The following is a 23,348-nucleotide window of genomic DNA, read 5'->3' as shown; positions in this document are numbered from 1 at the left end:
TGCTGGGGGTGAATACTCTTGGACGGATTACTCGGTCGTAGCTGCAACTCGCCGGCACAAGGTCACGATATGGTCCCTGAGGTGCGCACCCTCACGATGCGAAGCCGCGTGATGAGCGATCTTCCCGACGTGCACGCGGGCCCGGAGCAGCCCGCGCACTCGGTCATTGAGGCATGGCTCGCCGGTTTGATCTCGTCGGCCCGTCTGCGGCCCGAGGACAAGCTGCCTCCGGAGGTCGAACTCGCGAGCGCATTGGGCGTCAGCCGAATGACGTTGCGGCAGGCATTGGGCAGCCTTGAGGCGGCGGGAAAGCTGGTCCGCCGCCGAGGACGCTGGGGTGGGAACTTCATCGCCCAACCGCGCATCGATTTCGACCTCACCGGCCTTCCCAGCTTCACCGACCAGATGCGCCGCGCGCACCTGCGTGCGGGTGCAAAGGTGATCCGGACCACGACGTGCCGTCCGAGCCGGGCCGTGCGGGAGGCACTGCAACTCTGCCGCGGTGCCCAGGTGCACACAGTAGTTCGGCTGCGCTCAGCGAACCGTAGTCCGATCGCAGTCGAGGAGAGCTACTTCCCGGCTGACCTCTTCGCAGACCTGCTGAAACACCGTTTGTCCGGTTCCCTCTACACCCTCCTTCGCAGCCAGGGCCGAGCCCCGGTCTCAGCGACAGAAGTGCTCGAGCCGGTGATCGCGCCGACCGAGTATGCCCACCTGCTCGACGTCGATCAGGCAACGCCCGTCCTGCGGGTCTGCCGCACCGCCCTGGCGGGCGACGGAAAGCCGGTCGAATACTCCGAAGATTACTTTCGTGCGGACCGGGCGAGAATCATGCTGACCGCCCGTATCGACAACTGATCCCAGCGGAGCCTCAGCCCCACTCACCTGCCAGGTACGCGAGCATCAAGGGCGTCAGTTCGGTCGGATGTATGGTCTCGGGAAGTATGGCGGCGTCTGCACCGATCACCTGCGCGGCCACGAAAGAGCGCCGCACCTCAGGCTCGCCGCCGCCGTGGCCGCCGCGATCGAGATGACCGTGATCGGTGGTGACCACAACCAGCCAGCGTTCGGAGCCATCCGCGTCTCGATCTGTGATTGCTTCCAGGACACGCCCCAGCTGCGCATCGACACACGTGATCGCCGAGCGATACTCGGGGGTCTGCGCACCGAAGAGGTGACCCGCTTCGTCGGCCTGGCAGAAGTACACGAAGCTGGCGTCCGGAGCGTGCTCGCGCAGCACCGCGACGGCCACGTCGGCAACCTCTCCGTCTGCCCTGCGGTAACCGTAGGTTTCACCATCGCGGACCACGAGGCCGTGCAAACCCGCCCGCTGCTGCTCGGCGCGGGCGTGTATGACGGGACCGACTCCGGCCGGGTCGACCAGCGGTGGCCAACCGGCCGCCGCGAACGTCGTGGTCTTCTGATCCGCATAGAACGCGCGACTCAGGAAGTCGGGGTGATGGGCCAGCCGCTGACCCACGAACGAGTTGTCCCTGACTCCATGCTCATCGTGGGATGCACCGGTCAGCAAGGAAGACCACCCTGGTCCGGAAATGGTCGGTACCTCCATCTGCATGGACGCCACCGCTGAGTGCTGCATCATCGAACTCAGCACCGGCGCCACACCTTCTTCGAGGGCAATGTCCAACCTGAGCCCGTCGATCCCGATGAGGCAGACCTTGCGCCGGATCATGACTCAGCACGCTCCCGGTGACCGTCCACCAGCGCCTCGTCGCGGGTCGGAGTGAGGCGCACCCGATCGCCGGTGTGAAAGCGCGACGCCGCAGGCGACGGCAGATCGACTCGGAACGCCGTGCCCAGCGAATCGATGGTGACGTCCAGACTCGTGACGGCACCCCGCATGATCATGGCGTTGATCTCGGAGTCGCCATCCCCGGCAGCGTCAATGCGGAGGTCCTCAGGACGGATAAGGGCATCCACCGCGCCCGTCAGACCCGCGTCCGGATTGGATACGACAAGTCGACGGTTGAGCACCAGCAGCGCGGATCCATCCACCGTCGCCGGGATCCGGTTGACCGCCCCCACGAACTCCGAAACGAACGCTGTCCGCGGGTGCTGATAGATCTCGGACGGCGTACCGAGTTGCTCGATGCGACCGTCCGACATGACGCCGATCTGGTCGGCCATTGTCAGCGCTTCTTCTTGATCGTGGGTGACCATCAGTGTGGTCGTGCCGGTCTCTTGCTGGATCTGCCGGATCTGACCACGCAGCTGGGCGCGGACTTTCGCATCGAGAGCCGACAGTGGCTCGTCGAGAAGGAGCACCCTGGGGCGCACCGCCAACGCTCGCGCAAGCGCAACCCGTTGTTGCTGGCCACCGGAGAGTTGCTGCGGGTACTGACCGGCCAGTTCGGACAGTCCCACGAGGTCAAGCAGCTCGTCGGCCCGGGTGGAGCGCTCGGTCTTGCCAGCCCGCGCAACCCGCAAGCCATAGGCGACGTTCTCTCGCGCGGTCATATGTGGGAAGAGGCTGTAAGCCTGGAAAACGATGCCAATCCCGCGACGCTTGACGCTCGCGCGCGTCACGTCCGTCCCGTCGATCAGGACCCGTCCAGCGCTCGGCGTATCGAATCCGGCAAGCACCCGCAAAGTCGTCGTCTTCCCACAGCCCGACGGGCCGAGCAGCGCCAGCAAGGTGCCGCCCTCGATGCGCAGATCGAGGGCGGACAGCACCGTCTTGCGTCCGAACTGTTTTGTCACGCCGACAAGTTCGACCTCGGCGGCGCTCGTCGTCTCCGGTTGCGCGCTCACTGCAGGACTCCCTCTCGCAGATTGTCAGTGTCAATTCCAGCAGCCTGTCCGGCATCCGCCGGGGCAATGTGTCTGTGGCTTCGTGACACGACCGACAGCAACAGCATCAGCAACCACGTCGCTACGATGGCGATGAATGACAAGGCCGCTGCCGCACGGGGTGCCGTCTGGCCCGCCACCGCTACGAGTACCGGGAACGTCGAGTGCAGCAGCAGACTCGCCACCGCATATTCACCGATCGCCATCGACGAGGACAGCAGCGCCGCGACCAGAATCGCCGACCGCACGTTCGGCTGGATGATCTGCAGGATCGTGCGAATGCTTCCGGCGCCGAGGCTATGTGAAGCATCCATCAGAGTCCGTATGTCGATCGCGCGGATGCCTGAATCTAGCGCCCGGAAGACAAGGGGTAGCGCCAGGATCACGTAGAACGGCACCAATGAGTAAACGCTCACCAGGAACGATGGGAAAACCGCGCGGAAGAAGATGTTCGCGCCGGTGACCAGCGCGACCGGCGGGACGACGAAAGGAATCAGTGACAACCCCTCTGCCACGGCCAGCAAACGCTGGGATCGCAGGTGCAGCCAGATCAGCGTCGGCAAGAGCAGCGCGATCGACACGACGGACGTCAGGATGGCCAGTTCAATGGTCTGCACCACGCCGGTCCAGAAGCCCGTCTCTGCCAGTGCCGGATGGAGCGACTGCAGGGTGAATCCATGGCCTGGCAGTGTGAAACCGAAGACGGCCGCAGACAGCAACGGAATCAGATAGAACAGCATCGTGACCACGAAGACGATCACCCGGATGGTGTCCGCGGCTTTCCAGTTGCGGTCGCGAACAGTCACCGCAGCCATCGCGTCGTCCTCCGGAGCACCACGGAGCGCAACACCATGGAGATGACCACCACGACCATCATGCCCGTCACCAGCGATGCAGCTAGTGTGTCATTGGTCGTGACGTTCCCTGAGATGTAGAAGCCGACCAGCACCGGGACCAGGTTGACGCTACCCCCGGTCAGCGCGTAGGCGGTCGCGTACGCGCTGAAAGAGTTCGCGAAGAGCACGAGCAGTGCACCCCCAACCGACGGGATGAGTATCGGGGTCACGATGTGCCGGAAATACTGCAACTTACTGGCACCCAGGCTGAGCGCAGCCTCACTCCATTCCTTCCGGATGCCTTCGACGGCTGGCAGCATCAGGATTGCCATGAGCGGGACCTGGAAATACAGATATACGACCGCCAAACCCATGAAATTCGTCAGCTTGAGCGAGTTGCTGATGTCCAGCCCGACGGAATTCTCCAGGGCACGAGTCACCAGACCCTGCGTTCCGATGGCAGCGACGAACGCGAATGCCAGCGCGACACCGCCGGATTGGGACGCGACGGCGGAGAACGACTGAACGACCGAACGCAACCATGTGGGACGCCGGGCCGTCGCAAGCGCCCATGACAAAGTCAGGCCAAGCGCGCCGCCAACGATCGCTGTCACCAGCGACAAACGGATCGAGGTCTCGAACGCATTGCGGTACTGAGGCTGCCACAACTGCGACAGGGGCTGACCGGAGAACTGACCGTCACTGCGGATGCTCGTCCAGACGTTAGCGACGATCGGAATGATCAGGAAGATGGCGACGAAGAGAGTGTATGGCGCAATGCCCGCCCACTGTCTCAGCCGCCCGATCCAGGAGGCGAGGGGTGTCCGGCCGGACCCGGACGCGTCCGGCTGCGGACCGCGCCCGGCCAACTGATCCGGGACACCACTCGTCATGCGTTCAGGACCTTCGATCCCCACTGTGCCATGACCAGCTTCTGGGCGGCCGCTGCCTGCGCCGCGGTCGGAAAGGTGATCTGCTTCAGCGTCGTGGGGTCTGGAAGAGATGCCAGCGCCTTCGCCGACAACGAGCCGGCCTTCACGAGCTCCTCGAACCGGGCGGGAACCGCACCGCCGAGAGCATACTGCTCAGAACCCTCGTCGCTGGTCAGCCAGTCGACCCACAAGCGACCGGCATTCGGCTGAGGGCAGTCGGCGGCGACCGGCTGGGCATAGTAGTTGCCGAACACGGCGTCGGTCGGAACCGAGTAGGCCAGGTCGACACCCGATTTTTTCAGATCCGGCTTGAAACCGAGCAGGTTGAAGTTCCAGTCGATCACCACAGCTGCCTGGCCCGTGCTCAACGCCGAATCATTCGAAGTGGCCTTCACGAAATTGCCGTTCTTGACCAGCTCCGCGAAGAAGTCGATGCCCGGCTGGACGTTGTCGGCCGAGCCACCGTTTGCGATAGCCGCCGCGAACACAGCGGCGAACGAATCCGTTGCCGTGCGTGGATCCCCACCGAGGCTGACCTTGCCCTTGTAGATCGGCTTCAGGAGATCCTTCATGGTGGTGGGCGCGGGCACCTTCTTCGTATCTGCCCCGATGCTGATCACCCCGTAGTAGGCGGCAGTCCACCACCCGTCCGGATCCTTCAAGTGAGTCGGAACCGCAGCCCAATTGGCCGGCTTGTACTGAGCGATCAGCTTCTGACTGATGGCCTGTTGCGTGAACTCGTATCCGATATCGACCACATCAGGCTCCGACGACTGACCCTTCAGTGTCTTCAGCGCGGTAAGTTCCTGCGCGCTGGAGCCATCGGGATTCGCCACGCTGATGGGTATGCCGTATTTGGCTGTGAAAGCTTTGAATGACCCGCCGTAGTTGGCCCACGTCTTCGGGTACGCGATCAGTTGCAGCTTGCCTTCCTTCTTCGCGAGCGCAGCGATCTCGTCAGGTGTCGTCCCGATCTTCTTACTCTTGTTGGAGCCAGACGAACCGCCACAAGCAGCCAGTCCGACACCGAGGGCCGTGGTTCCCGCGGTAGCGATCGCCGCCTGGAGCAGACTGCGTCGACTGAGTGAATGTTCACGGATGAGGGCCATTTCGTCTCCTAGATGACACTGCGACCGGCGGAACCGGGCGCGGGCGAGTCGGTGAGTGTCTAGCCACTGAAAAGATAGCGCGATACGTCTGGCTCGGTCTAGACTTTTGGAAGTTTCACCGGCAGACGCTGCCGACTCGGCAAACACTCGCGCCCCAGACAGCGCGAGCATTTCGGTCACACCACCGCAGCACACGCTCGTCCAAGGGGGACTCATCAGATGCAGCTGACCGACCTGGATGCTGTGGTGTTCGACTTCAACGGCACGCTGTCAGACGATGAGCACGTCCTGGCGCAGCTGATCATCCAGCTCGCGCACGAGGTATGCAGAGTCGACATCGACCAGGGGCGCTACGCCCGAGACTTCCTCGGCCGCAGCGACATAGAGATTCTCGCCGCGATCCGCGCCGAAGCTGACTCGCCTGACGTGCCGACCACGCGCGAACTCATCGACGTGCTGAATCACCAGTATCTCCAGGCGATTGCGACCACACACTTCGTTCGTCCGGAAGCTGCGGCCCTGCTCCACCGCCTGAATGACGCAGACGTCATGCTCGCTGTCGTGACCGGCGCGGGCCGTGACGCGGTCGAACCCGCATTGCACATGGCGGGAATACTGGACATCTTCGACACGGTCGTCACCGGTGAAGACGTGATCGACGGCAAACCCAGTCCCGAGGGCCTCCAGTTGGCTATCAGGCGCCTGGATATCTCCGATCCGTCACGGGTCGCCGTCTTCGAGGACTCCGCGCCTGGGCTGCGCGCGGTGCGGGCCGCCGGAATGATCCCCATCCTGCTTACTCAGGGCGGGACCGGTGACGATCTGTCGCCACTGGCAACCGTTGTGGTGAGCGATCTCGGACCCGATCTCGCCGACCTCGTCCTGAGGTGAGCATGGACACTCAGGGCGATGGCGTCCCGTGGGCAGCGCGCACGAGCGCCTCGATCGGCGCGTGGTCGGCGCCCATCTCTGGGTGCCACTGAACGCCCACGCAGAAGACCGCCGAATCTCCTTCGGGTGCGTGGCGTTCCATCGCCTCCAGAGTGCCGTCCGCGGCACGGCCCGTCGGGACGAAGCCGGGGTGCGTTGCCACCGACTGGTGGTGATGACACGGTCCGACGACCTCGCCGCCCTCCGCTGCGGCCAGCTGCGAGCCCGGGGCGAGGGAGATCCGGGTCGACCCGAAGACCTCGCCACCGGGGGAATGCTGCGTGTGCCCGACCTCGTCCGGCGTGTGCTGCTGCAGCGTACCGCCGGCGTGCACAGCCATCAGTTGCATCCCGCGGCAGATGCCGAGCGTCGGTATGCCGAGAGCCGTCGCCGCGTCGAGCAGCGCCAGCTCCCACGCGTCCCGGTCCGGGCGGATACCAGCGGTCTCCGGGTGCGCGGGGGCGTCATACAACTCCGGGTCGACGTCCGCGCCGCCGGCGATGATCAGCCCGTCGAGCCGGCTCACGACGGCAGTCGCGGCGGCAGCCAGGCCCGGACCTCCGGCCGGGGCGGGTGTCAGTAGCACCGGCACCCCGCCCGCGGCCACAACCGCATCGGAATACTGCGCGAACTGGACGTCGGCAACCTGGTGCCACAAGCCCCAGGACGCCTCCTCCCGATAGGTGCTGATGCCGATGACCGCCAGTGAATCCTCCACTGTCACAACGGAGTCACGTAAGCGCCCGAGATGCCGCCGTCGACCAGGAAGGTGTTGGCGGTGATGAAGCTGGCGTCGTCGGAAGCCAGGAAGAGCACCGCGCTGGCCATCTCCTCCGGCTCACCGAACCGGCCCATCGGCACGTGCACCAGCCGCCGCGCGGCGCGCTCCGGATCGGATGCGAAGAGCTCCCGCAGCAGCGGCGTGTTCACCGGACCCGGGCACAGCGCGTTGACCCGCACGCCCTCACGCGCGAACTGCACACCCAGCTCGCGGGACATCGACAGCACCCCGCCCTTGGAGGCCGAGTAGGAGATCTGGGAGGTCGCCGCACCCATCACCGCGACGAACGAGGCGGTGTTGATGATCGATCCGGACTGCTGCTCCAGCATGTAGGGCAGCGCGGCCTTGCAGCACAGGTAGACCGAGGTCAGGTTGACTTCCTGCACCCGGCGCCACGCATCCAGGTCGGTGTCCAGGATCGAGTCGTCGTCGGGCGGGCTGATGCCCGCGTTGTTGAACGCGATGTCGACCGAGCCGTAGGTGTCCTTGGCCGTTTTGAAGAGCGCGTCGACCTGCTCCTTGTCGGTCACGTCGACGTGCACGTATGTCGCAACGCCCGCGCCCCCCAGCTCCTCGACCAGCCGCGCGCCCGCGTCATCGGCGATGTCCCCGACGACGACCTTCGCGCCTTCGGCGACGAACCGCCGCACCGTCGCCAGGCCGATGCCCGAGCAGCCGCCGGTGACGACGGCGACCTTGCCGTCAATGCGTCCTGTCATTTCTGCAAATCCTCGAATCGTGTGGTGTTGGAATGGAAAACGGGCATCTAATGACTGAAGAAGACGTTCTTGACCTCGGTGAAGCCGTCGGGGGCGTCGGGGCCGAGTTCGCGGCCGAGACCGGACTGCTTGAACCCGCCGAACGGTGTCCAGTAGCGCACCGCGGAGTTGCTGTTGACCGAGAGGTTGCCGGACTCTACGCCGAGCGCCACGCGCAGCGCGCGACCGAGGTCGGTGGTGAAGATCGAGCCCGACAGGCCGTAGTCGGTGCGGTTGGCCAGAGCGACCGCTTCGTCCTCGTCCTCGAAGGTCATCACCGACACCAGCGGGCCGAAAACCTCGTCCTGCCAGGCTGGCTCGTCCACCGATGCAGCCTCGGCGACCATCGCCGGCAGCCAGAAACCGCCGAGGTCAGGCGCTTCACCCCGGATGACGACGTTCGCGCCGTCGACATACGACTGCACCTTGTCGCGGTGCGCCGCCGAGATCAGCGGGCCCATCTCGGCCTGCTCATGGCTGGGGTCCATGACCTTGATCCCGCGCACCGCGGGCTCCAGCAGCGACATGAACTCGTCATACGCCGATCGCTGCACGAGGATCCGCGACCGCGCACAGCAGTCCTGGCCGGCGTTGTCGAAGACGCCGTATGGCGCGGCAGCCGCCGCGGCCGCGATGTCCGCGTCGGCGAAGATGATGTTCGAGTTCTTCCCGCCCAGCTCCAGCGTCACCCGCTTCACCTGGTCGGCACAGCCGGCCATGATGCGCTTGCCCACCGCGGTTGACCCGGTGAAGCACACCTTGCGCACCAGCGGATGCGTCACAAAGCGTTCTCCCACAACGTTTCCCGCGCCTGGCAGGACCGTGAACACACCCTCCGGTATGCCGGCGACGACCGCCAGCTCGCCCAGCCGCATCGCTGTCAGCGGCGTCAGCTCGGCGGGTTTGAGTACGACCGTGTTGCCTGCCGCGAGCGCCGGGGCAAACCCCCAGCCGGCAATCGGCATCGGGAAATTCCAGGGCACGATGACACCGACCACGCCCAGCGGTTCCCGGAACGTGATGTCGACTCCACCCGGCACCGGGATCTGCCGGCCGAAGAGCCGCTCCGGGGTCGCGCTGTAGTAATTGAGCACGTCGCGGACGTTGCCGGCCTCCCATCGCGCGTTACCGATGGTATGCCCGGCGTTGCGAACCTCCAGCTGCGCCAGCTCCTCCAGGTGCTCGTCCACGACAGCCGCAAACGCGCGCAAGAGGCGGGCACGCTCACCGGGCGCCACCTGCCGCCAGCTCGCGAACGCCGCGTGGGCTCGCTCGATCGCCGCGTCGGTCTCGACCGGGCCGGCGAGCTCGACTTCCGCGAAAGCGTCCCCGGTGACAGGGCTGATCAGGGTGTGAATGGTCAACGTTCTCAAAGCCTTTCGAATCCACGGCGGCGTTCCCAGTCGGTGACCGCAGCCCCGAAGGCGGTCAGCTCGACAGCAGCCATGTTGGTGTAGTGGTCGACGACCTCGTCACCCAGGGCCTGCCGGGCGATCCGCGAAGCGGCAAAGACGTCCCGCGCCGCGCCCAGATCGTGCGGCACACGCGGCAGGTCCGTCAGGTAGGCATTGCCCTCGATGGGAGCGGGCAGCGGAAGGTCGGACTCAATGCCGTGCAGCCCGCCGGCGATCATGGCGGCGAGCGCCAGGTAGGGGTTGACGTCGGCGCCGGGCAGTCGGTTTTCCATGCGTGCAGCCGCGCCGTGCCCGACCAGCCGCACCGCGCAGGTCCGGTTGTCCTTGCCCCAGCCGATCGTCGTCGGTGCGAAGGAACCATCGGCAAATCGCTTGTAGGAGTTGATGTTCGGCGCGTAGAGCAGAGTGAAGTCGGCGGCCGTGGCGAGGACACCGGCGACGAACTTGTCGTAGAGCGCGCTGCGGCCATCGGCCTCGGCGTCACGCTGCGGGTCGGTGAAGACCAGCTCGCCGTCCGGCCCGCGCAGCGACAGGTGGATGTGGCACGAGGAGCCTTCCCGCTGGTCGTACTTCGCCATGAAGGTCAGGGACTGCCCGTGCTGCGCGGCGATCTCCTTCGCGGCGCTCTTGTAGTAGGCGTGGTTGTCGGCAGTGACGAGTGCCTCGTCATACAGGAAGCCGATCTCGTGCTGGCCGAAATTGCACTCGCCCTTGGCGGATTCGACGTTGAGCCCGGAGGCGTAGAGGCTGTTGCGCAGTTCGCGCAGCAGGGGCTCGACGCGCGCCGTGCCGAGCAGCGAGTAGTCGACGTTGTACTGGTTGGCGGGGGTCAGGCCGTGGTAGTCCCGGGTGAACGCGTCCTCGTAGCTGTTCTCGAAGAGGATGAACTCGAGTTCCGTTCCGGCATACGCGGTCCAGCCGTGGGCGGCGAGCCGGTCCAGTTGCCGGCGGAGTATGCCGCGGGGCGACGCGACGACCGGCTGATGGTCGGGCCAGACCAGGTCGCACTGCACCATGGCGGTGGCGGGCTGGTGCGCGACCCGGCGGGCGGTGTCCCAGTCGATGACGAACTCCATGTCGCCATACCCCTTGTCCCAGCCGCTGGTCGGGTAACCCTCGACGGTGTTCATGTCGACGTCGACGGCAAGCAGGTAGTCACAGCCCTCGGTGCCGTCGGCGGCGACGTGGTCGAGGAAGTGTTGCGCGTGGAACCGCTTGCCCTGCAGCCGTCCCTGCATGTCGGTGAAAGCAGTAACGACGGTGTCTATCTCGCCGACCTGAATGAGGTCGCGCAGTTGTCGCTGGGACAGGTGGCGGTCGTTGCGTTGCGGCATGATTTCCTTCCTCAGGGTCATCCGAGCAGACCGCGGAGCAGTGCCGCGGTGTCCGAACAGTGTTGGTGCATCACGCGATTGGCGCGTGACTCGTTGCCGGCGAAGATCGCCGCCACGATGGCCCGATGCTGCGTCGACGAGTGCTTGATGTTGCGTGGCAGCACGGGGATCGCTTGCAGCATGGTGTGCAGGTCGTCCTGCGCGTCGGTGACGGCCGTGATGAGCCGCGTCGACCCGGACAACCGCGCAACCGTGAGGTGCAGAATGCTGTCCGCGCGCCGGTGGATCGCCTCGTCGGGCGCCCGGTCGACGGCGTCGAGAGCCGCGGTCAGCGCGGCACGGTCGTCGGAGCTGAACTCGTCCCGCGCGCAGCGCGCGGCAGCCAGACCCGCCGCGCCCGGCTCGACGATCGCCCGGAACTCCAGCGCATCCCGCAGGTCCTCGACGCGCCCGATGATGGCGCCCAGGCCGCGTCGACCAGTCGCCGGTGCGGCGTCGAGCACTTCGGTGCCGCCACCACGACCCCGCCGGGTCCGCACCACTCCGGCGGACCGTAGCGCGCTGATGGCCTCCCGCAGTGTCGCGCGGGAGACCGCCAGCAGTTCGGCCAGATCCCGCTCCGGCGGCAGCATGCTCCCGGGCGGGTAGATCCCCAGCCGGATGGCGATCGCGAGCTGCTCCACACACGCCTCGAACGCGTGATGGGCACGGATCGGCCGCAGCACGACCCGATCGAGACGTTCAGCGGTCACCGGCACAGTCTCGCGCGGGCGGCGCATTTTGGTCAATGGTCGAACTTCAGACCTTTAGAGCGGGGTGTTGAACGCTGGCGACATCGACCGGCAATCTTGCAGCCACCGCGCGGGTGACGCTCAGGGTCGGATCCTACGGTCGCGCCATGCCGCCAGGGGACGACGAGATTGCCGCGGAACCGCCGGACGAGAGTTCGGTGGATCGCGTCGAGGCGCTGCTCGGCGACGAGTCCGATGAGCAGCCGAAGAAGTCGCGGCGGCTGAAGGTGCTGATCGTCGCCCTGGTCGCGCTGCTCGCCGTCATCGTCATCGGTGTCGGTTCGGTCGTCGCACTGGTGGACTACGGCGTCGATCACCATCTGACCAGGGCGGCCCTGCTGCCCACCGGCGGCGCCCCCGGACAACGCGCGGTGGCGCGCAACCCGGTGGCCGGCAACGCCCAGAACATCCTGCTGATCGGCTCGGACTCACGCGCGGGCAGCGTCACCGACGTGCAAGGCGGTGGCGGGAACTCTGACGTCATACAACTCGTACACATCAGTCGCGGTGACCACAAGATCTCGGTCGTCGACTTCCCGCGCGACCTGTATGTCGCCATCCCGGGCTTCCCGATGAACAAGATCAACTGGGCGTACGCCCGCGGCGGTGCGCCGTTGCTGGTGGCGACGATGCAGAATCTGCTCGGCGTCCACATCGACCACGTCGCACAGATCGATTTCACCGGATTTGCCGACCTGACCAACGATCTGGGCGGTGTCGACGTCTACGTGCGGCAGGGATTCAGCGAGGGCAAGACCAACTCCGACGTCACGAATCCGCCGGGGTTCGGCAGCTGGACGACCGGCTGGCACCACATGGACGGCGCGCAAGCCCTCGGCTTCGTGCGCGAGCGCCACCAACTGACCGAAGGCGACATCGACCGTGGACGCGACGAGCAGGAGTGGCTGCACGCGGTCATCAAGAAGCTGATGAAGCCGTCGGTGCTGCTCAACCCGTTCAAGCTGGCCAGTGCGACCAACGACATCGCCAAGTACGCGACCGTCGACAAGGGCATGTCCGTCGGCTACCTGGACGGGATGGCCGTGCACCTCGCGGGGCTCAACGGCTCCGACATCACCTACTACACCGCCCCGTGGAGCGGTTTTGCCACCAACGCCGACGGTGATGTCGACGTGGTCAACATGCCGCAGATGAAACTGCTCGGCCGGGCCCTCAACCGGGATGAGATGGCGGGCTACACCAACGGCGAGAACGACATCCACTGACGGGCCGAGACCCGACGAGCCCGTCTCGGGGCGGTACTGAGGGCCGGCGGTCCCCCTGAGACCGCCGTCCTACTCATAAGAGACTGACGACCGGGCAAACCGTGACGTTCCACCTGAAGCCGCCGCCTGCCGAGCGCCTCAGAGCTTGGACAGCGCCAAGCGCGCCGCGTTGTACCCGCACATGCCGTGCGCGCCGGGCCCGGGCGGGGTGGCCGCCGAGCAGATGTACATACCCGGCACCCCGATCGTGTATGGCGAGGCGGTGATCCGCGGGCCGAAGACCAGCTGGCGGACGTCCTTGGCGCCGGTGATGATGTCGCCACCGACGTAGTTGGCGTTGTAGACCGCCATCTGCGTCGTGGAGCGCACCGCCATACCGACGATCCGGTCGCGGAAGCCGGGCGCGAAGCGCTCGATCTGCCCGATGATTGCCTCCGTCGCGTCGCCCGGGTAACCGTGCGGGACGTGCGCGTAGCTGTAGAGCGGGTGCACGTTGCCTGCCGAACGCGACGGGTCGGCAAGGTATTGCTGGCCGACCAGCACGAAGGGCCGCTGCGGCATCTGCCCGGCGACGACCTGCGCCTCGGTCCGCACGATCTCCGCGAGGTCGCCGCCCAGGTGCACGGTGCCCGCCCGGTGGGCGTCGGGGTTCGTCCACGGCACGCCGCCCTCGACCGCGAAGTCGACCTTGAACGCGCCCGGGCTGTGCCGGAAGCGGGTGAACGAACGGGCGATCCGGCGGGGCAGCCGGTCGCCGAGGATGCGCACCACGTCCTCGGGGGTCAGGTCGAAGACGGTGATGTCGGCGCGCGGCAGCTGCGCTGCCCGCTCCACCCGGACACCGGTCTCGATCTTCCCGCCGAACTCGGTCAACCGGGCCACCATGGCGTCCGTGATCGCCTGCGTGCCACCCCGCGCGACCACCCAGCCACTGTGATGCCCGGCGGTGAGGATGCCCAGCCCGATCGCCGAGCTCAGCGGACGGTTCAGCGGCTGGAAGGCGTGTGCCGCGACCCCGCCGAACAGTGCCTGCGCGGCCGGGGTCCGGAAGTAGCGGCCGAGGGTGGCCGCCGGGACGAGCGTCGGCATACCGAACCGGGCCATCCCGATCGGGTGACGCGGGATCCGGATCAGCGGCTGGAAGATGTCCTCCGACAGGGCGCCGAAATGCTCCGACGGCCAGCCGAACAACCGGCGCCAGCGCGTGCCGTCCGCGCCGAGGCCGGCGGCCGTGTCCTGCACCGATCGGTGCAGGACACCAGCCGACCCGCCATCCAGCGGATGCACCATGTCGATCGGCGCCGACAGCCACTCCAGGCCGTAGTCACCCAGCCGGTGTCGTATGACGAAAGCCGACGTCGGACCCATCGTGTGCACGGCAGAACACTCGTCCTGCACCAGGCCGGCCACGATGCCCCCCTCACAGCTGCGGGCACCTCCGCCGACCCGGGCCCGGGCCTCCAGCACGGTGACCTCGACCCCGGCCGCTGCCAGTTCGACGGCGGCGGAGAGCCCGTTCGGTCCACTGCCGACGACGACGGCATGAGTCACGATGACGTCCCTTCTACGCGGCGGCGGTGCGGCCGGAGGTCTCGGCGTTGGCCCGCCAGGTGACCTCGACCGGGATCGGGCCGTTCGGCAGCCAAGGCTGTTCCTTCACCGCATCCCTGACGTTCCAGCGGCCCCGCTCGACGATGCCGAGGGCGGCGTCCATCACGAAGTACTCCTGATATTTCTTGTGGATCGGCTGCGACTCGACCCAGACGACGACGAACTCTCCGGGGTTGTAGTGCAGGCGGCGCTGGATCTCGTCGATCAGCTGGTCGTCGTGCAAGTGACCATCGCCGAAGTTCCAGCCAATCACACTGTTGCAGCAGAACTCGGCCTCCCGCAGCGAGTAGTCGTTGTACTCATCGCCCAGGTAGTTCTGCAGCACCGAGTAGATGCCGCGGCCCTGGCTGTGCATCGACCGCCAGGCGATCGTCAGCTGCAGGGTCATCTCCGCGAAGTCCGGAGGGGTACCCATGCCGTTGACCAGTTGGTCGATCTGGTTGTCGGCACCCTTGGTCAGTTCGTTCAGCCGCGACTCCATGCCCGGCTTGAACGCCCACACGGCGGACGCCCAGTTGCCGGCATACTGCCGCATCGACGGCAGGAACGAGACCAGGTCAGGCCGCAGGTTGCCCAGCACCGGGAAGAACAACAGTGCGACCAGGACGACCGGCAGCATCCACGGCTGGCTGAAGTCCAGCACACCGTAACCGTCATGTGCCTGGTAACCGGCAAACAGGAAGATCGTGATGTAGGCGAACAGGATGTTCCACTCCAGCGGCACGGCCAGCGGGAAGGTCGAGGTGATGAAGAGGTGGAAGAGCACCATGCAGCAGACCGCGACGATGGTTAGCCACGGCCATGGACTGAGCAACAGCACCAGCGGCACGACCAGCTCGGCCGTCGTGCCGAGCACGTGCGCCATGAAGAGCGCGAGACCGGACGGACGCAGGTCGTCGGGATATGACTTGTAGTGTGCCAGCCGCAGGAACTTCGGCGTGAACGGGGCATTCGACACCATCGGCGGGACGACGTTCTCGAAGTGCAGGTTCATCTTCGACACCGCGGCACCGACCCAGATGACGACGATGATCAGCTTCGCCGCGATGATGAAGTCCTTGAACGTGAACGCGCCATACCCGGCCAGCACCGAGATGATCAACACGGGCAGGTGCTGCTCGCCGCGGGAAGCGAGGAAGAGGATCTTGTCGCGCAGACCACACAGAAGCAGCAGCACGATGCTGATCAGCATCAAGGTCGGGTCGAGCAGCTTGTGCCCATCTACCTCGGTGGTGGGGCCGAAGATCGGCGCCACGTAGCCGAGCAGGCACAAGAGGTAGAGAACGACATCGCCGACGGTGCGGTTCGCGCCCCTGGTCAGGGGGACCACTCGCGGCCACGGAGGCAGCCGGATCGTGTTGGGCCTGGCCCAGTAGGCGATGCCCCCGGTCATCGGCTTGAAGTGCGCGGCGAGCGGACCCCAGGTGCCGCCCAGCCCGAACAACTCCAGGAAAAGCGTCCACATGACGAACTTCTGATAGATGATCGCCTGGTCCCACCAGTCTCCGACCGCGAACGGCGAGTAGCCCGACGTCAAGGTCGCCAGGGCGATCCCGCCGCCGATGTAGAGGATCAGCAGCTTGACGATGTAGATGGTGTGCACCATCTTCTGCGTGCCGAAGCCGTTCTCGGCCCAGAACGTGGCCAAGAACTTCAGGCGCTCCTGATGCGGGCGGGTGAGGAACTCGGTCGGGTCGACCTGCGGTACGACCGGTGTCTTGAATGGCATGGCTTCCTGCTCCTTGCTCGGCGCGGGCCGCGTTGACGACCCGCCCCGAATCTAGGTTCGCGAAGGTGTGCCAGGTCACGGCCGCGCAGACCAAAACTGCTGGCACTCTTCGTCCTTCGCCGACAACGAGCCGCCACTATCGCGCGCGTCAGCGTTCCGATCGAGGGGCAGGTCAGCCTGATCCGGCGACCCCGTCGCGCACGCCGCAGGTGATCGGGGTCGTCAGGGCTGCTCGTCGCGCAGGAACTCGCCGATGATCGGCGCCAGCTCCTCGGCCATCGTCACCAGGCCGAGATGGCCGTCGTCATACACGTACAGAGTGCTGTGCGGCAGGAGCCGGTGCATGGCGCGAGCATTCGCCAGCGGGATGATCGGATCGTCGTTGCCGGCGAGGATCAGCACGGGCTGCCGGATGAGCGGGAGGGCGGGCAGGCTGGTCCAGCCCGCACCGGCCAGCAGCTGATAGAGGTACCCGCGCCGGGACCCCGCCCGGGACTCGCGGTGCAGCACCCGGGCGGCGAGTTCGGGCTCGCGGCGCAGCCGTCCGCCATACAGCTCGGCAGCGTTGTCGACCGCGAACTCGGCGTCTCGGTGTCGCCGCGGGGTCGTGAGTTTCCACAGCACGGCGGGGGACGCCGGGACCATCAGGAAGCCGGCCGCCGTGGCGGCCAGCACGGCGCGGCGGCAGCGGCGAGGGAACTGGAAGGCGAGCTGCTGGGCCAGTGCACCGCCCCACGAGATGCCCAGCACGTCGAACCTTTCGTACCCAAGACTGTCCAGCATCCGTCCGACAAAGCGAGCGAGCAGCGGAAAGTTGTAGGGCAGCCGCGGCAGCGGCGAACCGCCGACGCCCGGCACATCGAAGGCGACCACCTCGATCCGCGGGTCGAGCCGGTCCACGAAGGGCTGCAGGATCTCCAGACTGGCCCCGATGCCATTGCATAGCACCAGCGGTGGCCCGTCCTGCGTGCCGGGCCGGACCGCGACCCGGACCCACTGACCACCGACGTCGACCTGACGCAGGGTCGTGGCGTGCGCGCGGTTCACTTGTCGAAGGCGTACGTGCCGGGAGCGTCGGCGAGCGCCGGCAACCCGGGGCCACCGGTCTCTGCCGGAGCTGGCACGGTCTCACCGGTGCGCGCGTCCAGCCACTCGGAGAAGTCGGACCACCAGGTGCCCTGGTGGGTCTGGGCTCCCTTGAGCCACGTCTTCGGTTCGTCCGGTTTGTCGTCGTTCGTCTGGTAGGTGGCCTTCGGGTTGCCGGGAGGGTTGACCAGCGCGGCGATGTGACCGCTCGTCGACAGCACGAACCGGGTCGTGCCGCCCAGCAGGGCCGTGGTGCGATAGCAGTTTCCCCACGGCGTGATGTGATCGGCGATGCCGGCCAGGACGTAGGCGTCCACGGTGACCGCGGAGAGGTCGATCGGCACCCCGCGGACCGTCAGGTCGCCCGGCCGGGTCAGCTTGTTCTCGATCGCCATGTCCACGAAGTCGGCATGCAGCCCGGCCGACATCCGGGTGGTGTCGGCGTTCCAGAAGAGGATGTCGAACGCCGGCGGTTTCTTGCCGAGCAGGTAGTTGTTGACCCAGTAGTTCCAGATCAGATCCGAAGGGCGCAGCCAGGCGAACACCTCCGCGAGGGCCGCGCCATCGAGATATCCCTTGCGCCGCGACATCGCTTTCGCCGCGCCGGCAGTGCCGGGATCCACCAGCGCCGAGATGGTCCCACCGCTCGCGTTGTCCAGGACCGTGACCCCGAGGAAGAGCGCCGCCAGCCGGTCCTGGTCGCCGGTGCCGGCCAGGTATGCCGCGGTGATCGCGGACAGGATGCCGCCGGAGCACAGCCCGGCGAGCACCGTGCGGTCGCTGCCGGTGATCTGCTCGACGGCATCCAGTGCCTCGATGATCGCCCCGACATACGTGTCGAAATCCCACGCCGCGTGGCGGGCGTCCGGGTTGCGCCAGGAGATCATGAACACCTGCCGGCCGGACCGGACGTGGAACTCGACCAGGCTGCGTTCAGGCGCGAGGTCCAGGATGTAGTACTTGTTGATCGTCGGCGGCACGACCAGCATCGGCACTTCCCGGACCTCGTCGGTCTGCGCGCCATACTGGATGAGCTCGAGCTGCTCGGTGCGCAGCACGACCGAGCCGGGGGTGACGGCGACGTTCTCACCCACCTGGAATGCGCTGGTGTCGACCATCTGCGGCACTCGCGGCGAACTGGTCAGGTCCTTGACCAGTTGCGTCCCGCCGCGCACCAGGCTCAGCCCCGCGGTGTCGATGACGGCCTTCGCGGACGCAGGATTGACCAGCGGCACGTTGCTCGGCGCCGCGGCCTCGATCAGGTTCTCGATGACGAACGACACCCGGCTGCGATCGCGCTCGCTCAGGTCGGCGTCCGCGAGCAGCCCCTCGGCCGCGCGCCCGCCGGCGAGGTAGAGCTGCACGAGCCGGCGCAGCAGTGGGTTGGCCGACCATGCCTCCTCGGTGAAGCGGCGGTCGCGCTTGTCCGGCGCCATCTCGGAGGTGCCGAGCAGCACCTTCGCCGACTCGGTGCCGAAGTTGCGCAACCGGTATGCCGTGCCCGCCGGATGTCGGGCCAGGGAGGCAGCCCAGCGCGCGGTCGCCAGGTCCGGAATCAGTCGTCGCAGTGGCCCGCGCGCCGCGTCGACCAGCAGCGCGTCGAACGGGGCCGCAGTGTTGGCCAAGTCGTCGGTTGTCATCGTCGCTCCTTCTTCCGGTCTGCGTCAGAGCGCCGCGCAGTCCGCGAAAATGTCCTGGGTGACCGATTCTCCGCCATACACGCCCCGATCGGCGAGACCGCCACGGAAAGTGTGCGGACCTGGTGCTTCCGTGTCAGCTGGCCGACGAAAGCTGTTCTCGCAGCATGCCTTTGACGAGTTTTCCGACGGAGTTCTTCGGCAGTTCGGTGCGTATGACGATCTCGGTGGGCACCTTGTACCGGGCGAGCGACGCGGTGCAGTGGTCGAGCAACTCCTCGGCGGTGACGGTCCGGCCGGGCTTGGTCGCGACGAACGCCACGGGCACCTCGCCGTAGAACTCGTCCGGTTTGCCGACGACCGCCGCCTCGAGAACCGCCGGGTGGTTGTAAAGGCACTCCTCGATCTCCTTGGGATAGATGTTCTCTCCGCCGCGGATGATCATGTCCTTCAGCCGGTCGACGATCGCCAGGTAGCCGTCCTCGTCGATGATGCCCACGTCCCCGGTGTGCAGCCAGCCGTCCCGCACCACCTTCTCCGTCTCTTCGGGGCGGCCGAGGTAGCCGCGCATCACGTTCGCACCCCGTATGACGACTTCACCGCGCTCGCCGGACGGCTGGGGAATGCCTTCGGCATCCACCACCCCTATCTCCACGCCCGGGAACGCAACGCCGACGGTTCCCGCCTTGCGTGGCCCCTCCACCGGGTTGGCGGTGGCACCGACGGTGCACTCGGACAGCCCGTACGCCTCGACGAGCGCCATCCCGAAGCGCTCCTCGATGCGGCCGATGAGCTCGGCCGGCATGGGTGCCGCACCACACATCGCGAACCTGAGCGACGACGTGTCGACCGCGCGGTCGGCTCGCGCCTCCAGGATGGCGTAGATCGTCGGCACGGCCGAGAAATAGGTCGGGCGGTGGGTCTCCACCACGTCCCAGAAGGTGGCGGGGGAGAAACGGGGTCCGACGACGACGCTGCCGCCGGCACGCAGTGGCGACAAGACACTCACGAGCAGCCCGTTGACGTGGAACAACGGCAGGATAAGCAGGCTGACGTCATCGGCGGTGAGCGCGAGGTGCTCGATCAGCGAACGGGTCATCGCGGTGACGTTCGCGTGATCGAGGAGCACCCCCTTGGGCCGGCCGGTGGTGCCGCTGGTGTAGATGACCAGCGCGAAGTCGGAAAGGCTCGCGCGCGGGTCTCCGGCGGCGTCCGGTGCATCGGCGTTGCCCGCGAGGCGCGCCACGTCCAGCCACGCGATGCCGACCGAGTCCGCAAGTGCGCCTGCGCGCTCGTCCCCGACGAGGACGGTCGCGGTGGAGTCCTGCAACTGGTAGCGGACCTCGTCATCGGTCAGCGCCGGGTTGACCGGGGTCATCGCGGCGCCCTGGAACCACGCCGCGAACATCGTGGTGACGATCTCCACCCGGTTGGGCAGCATCACCGCGACCGTGTCACCGGGGGCCACCCCGAACGACTCCAGCCGCGCCGCCAGCCGTCGTACGGCGGCCGCGAACCCCGCGTTGTCAAAGACGGTCTCCTCGTCGCGGATGCACAGTGCGTCTGGCGCGAGCTCCGCACGCAGGAAGGGAATTCGTGCCAGGTCGCTGGCCGCGGCCTCGGCTGTTGGTGACTCGGTCATGCCGGCAACGCTAGGTACGGGCCCGGCCGCTGGCACCGGCTCCGTGAGCCAGTCCTTTTCCCCGGATTTGTCACCCAAAGACAGTGAGCGCTCGCCGCGCCCGGTGTCACACTGACGGAAACCTTCCCGGGAACGAACATCGCAGAGGGGACGCGTGCCATGCCGGATGTATCGCCGCGCTCCGCTCTGCCGGCCGACGCCGAACTGCAGGCACACGTCGCCGTGGTGGCCGCCGGGCTGAACGACCGGTTTGCCGAGCTCACGACCGACATGCGCGACCTGCTCGCCGCACGGATCTCCGAACTGCAGGGCGACACCGCGATCATCGACCTGCTGGAGTCGAGCGTCGCCGGCAACATCGAGAACATCCTGCACTCGCTGCGGCACTGGATCCCGGTGGAGAACATCGAGCCGCCGTCGGCCGCGGTCGAATACGCCCGGCGGCTGTCGCAGCGCGGCATACCCGTCAATGCCCTGGTGCGTGCCTACCGGCTCGGTCAGCAGTTCCTGCTCAAGGAGGCGTATGCCGAGGCTGTGCGCCAACTCGCCGACCCCACGGCCCGCGAGTGCGCCTACGAACAGATCGTCACGCTCACCTTCGACTACATCGACTGGATCTCGCAACGGGTGGTCACCGTCTACGAGACCGAGCGCGAGGAGTGGCTCGCCGAACGCAACACCGCGCGGTTCGGCCGGGTCGAGGCGCTGCTCAGCGGTGCCGCCAGCGACGTCGACAATTCCGAGCCGATCATCGGGTACCGCCTGCGCGGGCGGCACCTTGGGCTGGTGCTGTGGGTCGACGACAGCGGGGCGCAGCAGGACCAGCTGACCCGCTTCAACCGGGCCGCCGCGGCCATCGCCGATCACCTCTGCGCCACGGGTCTGCTCGTGGTGTCGCGAGACCAGTCGACGGCGTGGGCCTGGATCGCGGTGCCCGAGGCGGTCGAGGCGGTGCCGCCGATACCGGCGTCGATCCTGGATCACGCGTCCGGCCCGCCGTTGCCGATGATCGCAATCGGGCGGCCGCACGGTGGACTGGCAGGTTTTCGCCATACGCATCGGGAGGCACTCCAGGCGCAGCGGGTGGCGATGATCCGGGACGACCCGCAGCACGCCGTCACCGCATTCGACGAGCCCGGGCTCACGGTGGCTGCTCTCCTTGCCCAGGACGTCGACCAGACCCGGTGGTGGGTGCGCGAGACGCTGGGTGACCTCGCGCTCGACGACGAACAGAACCGGCGGCTGCGCGACACGTTGCTGTTGTTCTTCCGCAATGACAGCAGCTACACCGCCACCGCCGACGCCATCGTGATGCACAAGAACTCGGTGAAATACCGGATCGCGAGCGCCGAGAAGGCGATGGGCCGCCCGGTCGGCCAGGACCGCCAGGCGATCGAGCTCGCACTCACCGCGTGCCACTGGCTCGGTCCGGCGGTGCTGCGCACGCAGTGATGCGTTCACGCCGGATAATCGCAAGCACGTCGACCATCGATATTGGTGCGCAACGAACCGTCTTCGAGGTAGCCGTACAGCTGTGCGCGGCAGAGAAGCCGCTCATCAAGTGTAAGTGTTGAGAACTTCGAACATAGAAGATAATGTAACCGCTGTAAACATTTGCCGATTGGTGCGGTGCGGACATGGTTGAAAGGGCAACGTCGAGCTACCACCACGGTGACCTTCCGGCCACGATGGTGCGCTCCGCGATGGAGATGCTCGACGAGGACGGCAACGTAGAGCTGTCTCTTCGCGGAGTCGCCCGCAGGGCTGGCGTGTCGAGTGCGGCGCCGTATCGGCACTTCCCGGACCGGCTCTCGTTGCTGTCAGCCATCGCGGCCGTCGGATACCAAGAACTGATGACCGACCTCGCCTCCCGGCATCCGGAGCCGAGCACCGCCGACGAGCTCGCGGAACTTGCTGTCTGCTATGTGGAGTTCGCCCTGGCCCGTCCCGGCCTGTTCCGGGTGATGTTCACCGAAGGCTGCGACCGCACCAGTGCGGACCGGGTCGCCGCGGTGGAAGCCATCCACGTTTACCTCGGCCAGGCCGTCGGGCGGATCTTTGACACCGACGACGCGGCTGCGTTGGCGACAGGTCTGTGGTCCGTCGTCCACGGCCTGGCCTTCTTGCACCTGGACGGGAAGCTGGACACCACGTCAGACATCGACGTCAAGGAACGAGTGCGCCAGACGATCACGGCACTCGTGTCGGCCCGGCTTGCCTAGCCGGGGTCGACCGCCAGCGTGCCGTGATCGCGTGCGACGACCGGTCATTTCACGCCGGGCAGCCGCTTGAGTACCCGCAGGCCGCGGGTGACGATGTGTGGCATACCGGGCAGGATCCCAACCGTCTGGCACGCCGACCGGCAGTACCCGTTCGACGGCGATCGTCTGGGATTCGGTGTATTTGAGGATCCCGTGCTCACCATGCCGTCGACCTAACCCGGATGCCTTCATTCCGCCCATCGGCGCATCGACTGATCCCCATGCCGGCGCGTAGGCGTCATTCACGTTCACTGTCCCTGCCTCGAGCTGCGCCGCGACGCGACGACCACGTCGAGCATGTGCGGTCCACGCCCGGAAATTCAGGCCATACTCGCTGGCGTTTGCCTGGCGGATTGCTTCAGTTTCTGACGGCGGCCACGAAAAAATTCCCGGGGGCGGTCAGGTAGCTGCCCGGTAGCGGTCATGAGAAGTGCCCGCTGGCGGTCATGGGATCTGCCC

21 protein-coding genes are annotated in these 23,348 nt (G+C 66.7%); 5 read left to right on the top strand and 16 right to left on the bottom strand.

Annotated elements, in window-relative coordinates:
• Positions 1 to 111: 111 nt before the first annotated feature.
• The gene (locus EFY87_RS17170) at positions 112 to 858 is read left to right on the top strand and encodes a GntR family transcriptional regulator (RefSeq protein ID WP_220093684.1); all 747 of its coding nucleotides are present in this window, start codon (positions 112 to 114) and stop codon (positions 856 to 858) included.
• 13 nt (positions 859 to 871) lie between these two features.
• On the opposite strand, the gene EFY87_RS17165 is transcribed toward EFY87_RS17170, so the two are convergent.
• The 5 genes from EFY87_RS17165 to EFY87_RS17145 are packed head-to-tail and all read right to left on the bottom strand — an operon-like array spanning position 872 to position 5,688.
• Positions 872 to 1,693 carry an alkaline phosphatase family protein gene (locus EFY87_RS17165; RefSeq protein ID WP_220093683.1) on the bottom strand — a complete coding sequence of 274 codons (822 nt, stop codon included), beginning with the start codon at positions 1,691 to 1,693 and terminating at the stop codon, positions 872 to 874.
• Positions 1,690 to 2,772 carry an ABC transporter ATP-binding protein gene (locus tag EFY87_RS17160; RefSeq protein WP_123272718.1) on the bottom strand — a complete coding sequence of 361 codons (1,083 nt, stop codon included), beginning with the start codon at positions 2,770 to 2,772 and terminating at the stop codon, positions 1,690 to 1,692. The genes EFY87_RS17165 and EFY87_RS17160 overlap by 4 nt, the downstream gene beginning before the upstream one ends.
• Complete coding sequence (locus tag EFY87_RS17155) at positions 2,769 to 3,626, bottom strand: ABC transporter permease (RefSeq protein ID WP_123272717.1); 858 nt, start codon at positions 3,624 to 3,626, stop codon at positions 2,769 to 2,771. Before EFY87_RS17155 ends, EFY87_RS17160 begins: the two co-directional genes overlap by 4 nt.
• Entirely contained in the window at positions 3,614 to 4,540 is a 927-nt protein-coding gene (locus tag EFY87_RS17150) for an ABC transporter permease (RefSeq protein WP_123272716.1), read from the bottom strand. The genes EFY87_RS17155 and EFY87_RS17150 overlap by 13 nt, the downstream gene beginning before the upstream one ends.
• Positions 4,537 to 5,688, bottom strand: coding sequence for an ABC transporter substrate-binding protein (locus EFY87_RS17145; protein WP_123272715.1), 1,152 nt, complete (start codon positions 5,686 to 5,688; stop codon positions 4,537 to 4,539). The genes EFY87_RS17150 and EFY87_RS17145 overlap by 4 nt, the downstream gene beginning before the upstream one ends.
• 219 nt (positions 5,689 to 5,907) lie before the next feature.
• Here EFY87_RS17145 and EFY87_RS17140 point away from each other — a divergent pair, with 219 nt between their 5' ends.
• On the top strand, positions 5,908 to 6,579 hold the full coding sequence (locus EFY87_RS17140; RefSeq protein ID WP_123272714.1) for an HAD family hydrolase: 672 nt from the start codon (positions 5,908 to 5,910) through the stop codon (positions 6,577 to 6,579).
• Positions 6,580 to 6,589: 10 nt separating this feature from the next.
• Here the strand turns inward: EFY87_RS17140 and EFY87_RS17135 are convergent, their stop codons facing one another.
• From EFY87_RS17135 to EFY87_RS17115, 5 genes are read right to left on the bottom strand one after another with little or no spacing between them, the layout of a single operon-like run.
• Complete coding sequence (locus tag EFY87_RS17135; RefSeq protein WP_220093682.1) at positions 6,590 to 7,336, bottom strand: gamma-glutamyl-gamma-aminobutyrate hydrolase family protein; 747 nt, start codon at positions 7,334 to 7,336, stop codon at positions 6,590 to 6,592.
• A 2-nt stretch (positions 7,337 to 7,338) separates the two neighbouring features.
• Complete coding sequence (locus tag EFY87_RS17130; RefSeq protein WP_123272713.1) at positions 7,339 to 8,118, bottom strand: 3-oxoacyl-ACP reductase; 780 nt, start codon at positions 8,116 to 8,118, stop codon at positions 7,339 to 7,341.
• A gap of 47 nt (positions 8,119 to 8,165) precedes the next feature.
• On the bottom strand, positions 8,166 to 9,521 hold the full coding sequence (locus tag EFY87_RS17125) for an aldehyde dehydrogenase family protein (RefSeq protein ID WP_220093681.1): 1,356 nt from the start codon (positions 9,519 to 9,521) through the stop codon (positions 8,166 to 8,168).
• Positions 9,522 to 9,526: 5 nt separating this feature from the next.
• On the bottom strand, positions 9,527 to 10,906 hold the full coding sequence (locus EFY87_RS17120; RefSeq protein ID WP_123272769.1) for a glutamine synthetase family protein: 1,380 nt from the start codon (positions 10,904 to 10,906) through the stop codon (positions 9,527 to 9,529).
• Positions 10,907 to 10,923: 17 nt separating this feature from the next.
• The gene (locus EFY87_RS17115) at positions 10,924 to 11,658 is read right to left on the bottom strand and encodes a FadR/GntR family transcriptional regulator (protein ID WP_245988725.1); all 735 of its coding nucleotides are present in this window, start codon (positions 11,656 to 11,658) and stop codon (positions 10,924 to 10,926) included.
• Between the two features lie 146 nt (positions 11,659 to 11,804).
• On the opposite strand from EFY87_RS17115, the gene EFY87_RS17110 reads away from it, so the two are divergent.
• On the top strand, positions 11,805 to 12,923 hold the full coding sequence (locus EFY87_RS17110; RefSeq protein ID WP_148043387.1) for an LCP family protein: 1,119 nt from the start codon (positions 11,805 to 11,807) through the stop codon (positions 12,921 to 12,923).
• A gap of 138 nt (positions 12,924 to 13,061) precedes the next feature.
• Here EFY87_RS17110 and EFY87_RS17105 read toward each other — a convergent pair whose 3' ends face one another.
• The 5 genes from EFY87_RS17105 to EFY87_RS17085 all read right to left on the bottom strand — a co-directional run bounded on the left by EFY87_RS17105 (position 13,062) and on the right by EFY87_RS17085 (position 20,628).
• Entirely contained in the window at positions 13,062 to 14,474 is a 1,413-nt protein-coding gene (locus EFY87_RS17105; RefSeq protein ID WP_123272710.1) for a phytoene desaturase family protein, read from the bottom strand.
• A 13-nt stretch (positions 14,475 to 14,487) separates the two neighbouring features.
• Positions 14,488 to 16,263, bottom strand: a complete 1,776-nt coding sequence (locus EFY87_RS17100; RefSeq protein ID WP_123272709.1) for a DUF3556 domain-containing protein — start codon at positions 16,261 to 16,263, stop codon at positions 14,488 to 14,490.
• Positions 16,264 to 16,485: 222 nt separating this feature from the next.
• Complete coding sequence (phaZ, locus tag EFY87_RS17095) at positions 16,486 to 17,310, bottom strand: poly(3-hydroxyalkanoate) depolymerase (RefSeq protein WP_123272708.1); 825 nt, start codon at positions 17,308 to 17,310, stop codon at positions 16,486 to 16,488.
• Positions 17,307 to 18,989 (bottom strand): PHA/PHB synthase family protein, encoded by a 1,683-nt coding sequence (locus EFY87_RS17090; protein ID WP_123272707.1) that lies wholly within the window; start codon positions 18,987 to 18,989, stop codon positions 17,307 to 17,309. Before EFY87_RS17090 ends, phaZ begins: the two co-directional genes overlap by 4 nt.
• 133 nt (positions 18,990 to 19,122) lie before the next feature.
• Entirely contained in the window at positions 19,123 to 20,628 is a 1,506-nt protein-coding gene (locus EFY87_RS17085; protein WP_123272706.1) for a class I adenylate-forming enzyme family protein, read from the bottom strand.
• A gap of 159 nt (positions 20,629 to 20,787) precedes the next feature.
• On the opposite strand from EFY87_RS17085, the gene EFY87_RS17080 reads away from it, so the two are divergent.
• Positions 20,788 to 22,080: a PucR family transcriptional regulator gene (locus tag EFY87_RS17080; protein WP_123272705.1), complete on the top strand. Its 1,293-nt coding sequence runs from the start codon at positions 20,788 to 20,790 to the stop codon at positions 22,078 to 22,080.
• A 185-nt stretch (positions 22,081 to 22,265) separates the two neighbouring features.
• Positions 22,266 to 22,850, top strand: a complete 585-nt coding sequence (locus EFY87_RS17075) for a TetR/AcrR family transcriptional regulator (protein WP_123272704.1) — start codon at positions 22,266 to 22,268, stop codon at positions 22,848 to 22,850.
• On the opposite strand, the gene EFY87_RS17070 is transcribed toward EFY87_RS17075, so the two are convergent.
• The gene (locus EFY87_RS17070; RefSeq protein WP_245988730.1) at positions 22,782 to 23,213 is read right to left on the bottom strand and encodes an aldehyde dehydrogenase family protein; all 432 of its coding nucleotides are present in this window, start codon (positions 23,211 to 23,213) and stop codon (positions 22,782 to 22,784) included. The genes EFY87_RS17075 and EFY87_RS17070 overlap by 69 nt on opposite strands.
• Positions 23,214 to 23,348: the final 135 nt, after the last annotated feature.

The sequence above is a fragment of the Flexivirga caeni genome, from assembly GCF_003724155.1.
GTDB lineage: Bacteria > Actinomycetota > Actinomycetes > Actinomycetales > Dermatophilaceae > Flexivirga > Flexivirga caeni.
Note: the sequence above shows the minus strand (reverse complement) of the source record. Positions and strands in the feature narration are given on the sequence as shown.

Coding starts and splice junctions, on each gene's coding strand:
- EFY87_RS17170 (WP_220093684.1), top strand. CDS start 112: ATGAGCGATCTTCCCGACGTGCACGCGGGCCCGGAGCAGCCCGCGCAC.
- EFY87_RS17165 (WP_220093683.1), bottom strand. CDS start 1,693: ATGATCCGGCGCAAGGTCTGCCTCATCGGGATCGACGGGCTCAGGTTG.
- EFY87_RS17155 (WP_123272717.1), bottom strand. CDS start 3,626: ATGGCTGCGGTGACTGTTCGCGACCGCAACTGGAAAGCCGCGGACACC.
- EFY87_RS17150 (WP_123272716.1), bottom strand. CDS start 4,540: ATGACGAGTGGTGTCCCGGATCAGTTGGCCGGGCGCGGTCCGCAGCCG.
- EFY87_RS17145 (WP_123272715.1), bottom strand. CDS start 5,688: ATGGCCCTCATCCGTGAACATTCACTCAGTCGACGCAGTCTGCTCCAG.
- EFY87_RS17140 (WP_123272714.1), top strand. CDS start 5,908: ATGCAGCTGACCGACCTGGATGCTGTGGTGTTCGACTTCAACGGCACG.
- EFY87_RS17130 (WP_123272713.1), bottom strand. CDS start 8,118: ATGACAGGACGCATTGACGGCAAGGTCGCCGTCGTCACCGGCGGCTGC.
- EFY87_RS17120 (WP_123272769.1), bottom strand. CDS start 10,906: ATGCCGCAACGCAACGACCGCCACCTGTCCCAGCGACAACTGCGCGAC.
- EFY87_RS17110 (WP_148043387.1), top strand. CDS start 11,805: ATGCCGCCAGGGGACGACGAGATTGCCGCGGAACCGCCGGACGAGAGT.
- EFY87_RS17100 (WP_123272709.1), bottom strand. CDS start 16,263: ATGCCATTCAAGACACCGGTCGTACCGCAGGTCGACCCGACCGAGTTC.
- EFY87_RS17090 (WP_123272707.1), bottom strand. CDS start 18,989: ATGACAACCGACGACTTGGCCAACACTGCGGCCCCGTTCGACGCGCTG.
- EFY87_RS17085 (WP_123272706.1), bottom strand. CDS start 20,628: ATGACCGAGTCACCAACAGCCGAGGCCGCGGCCAGCGACCTGGCACGA.
- EFY87_RS17080 (WP_123272705.1), top strand. CDS start 20,788: ATGCCGGATGTATCGCCGCGCTCCGCTCTGCCGGCCGACGCCGAACTG.
- EFY87_RS17075 (WP_123272704.1), top strand. CDS start 22,266: ATGGTTGAAAGGGCAACGTCGAGCTACCACCACGGTGACCTTCCGGCC.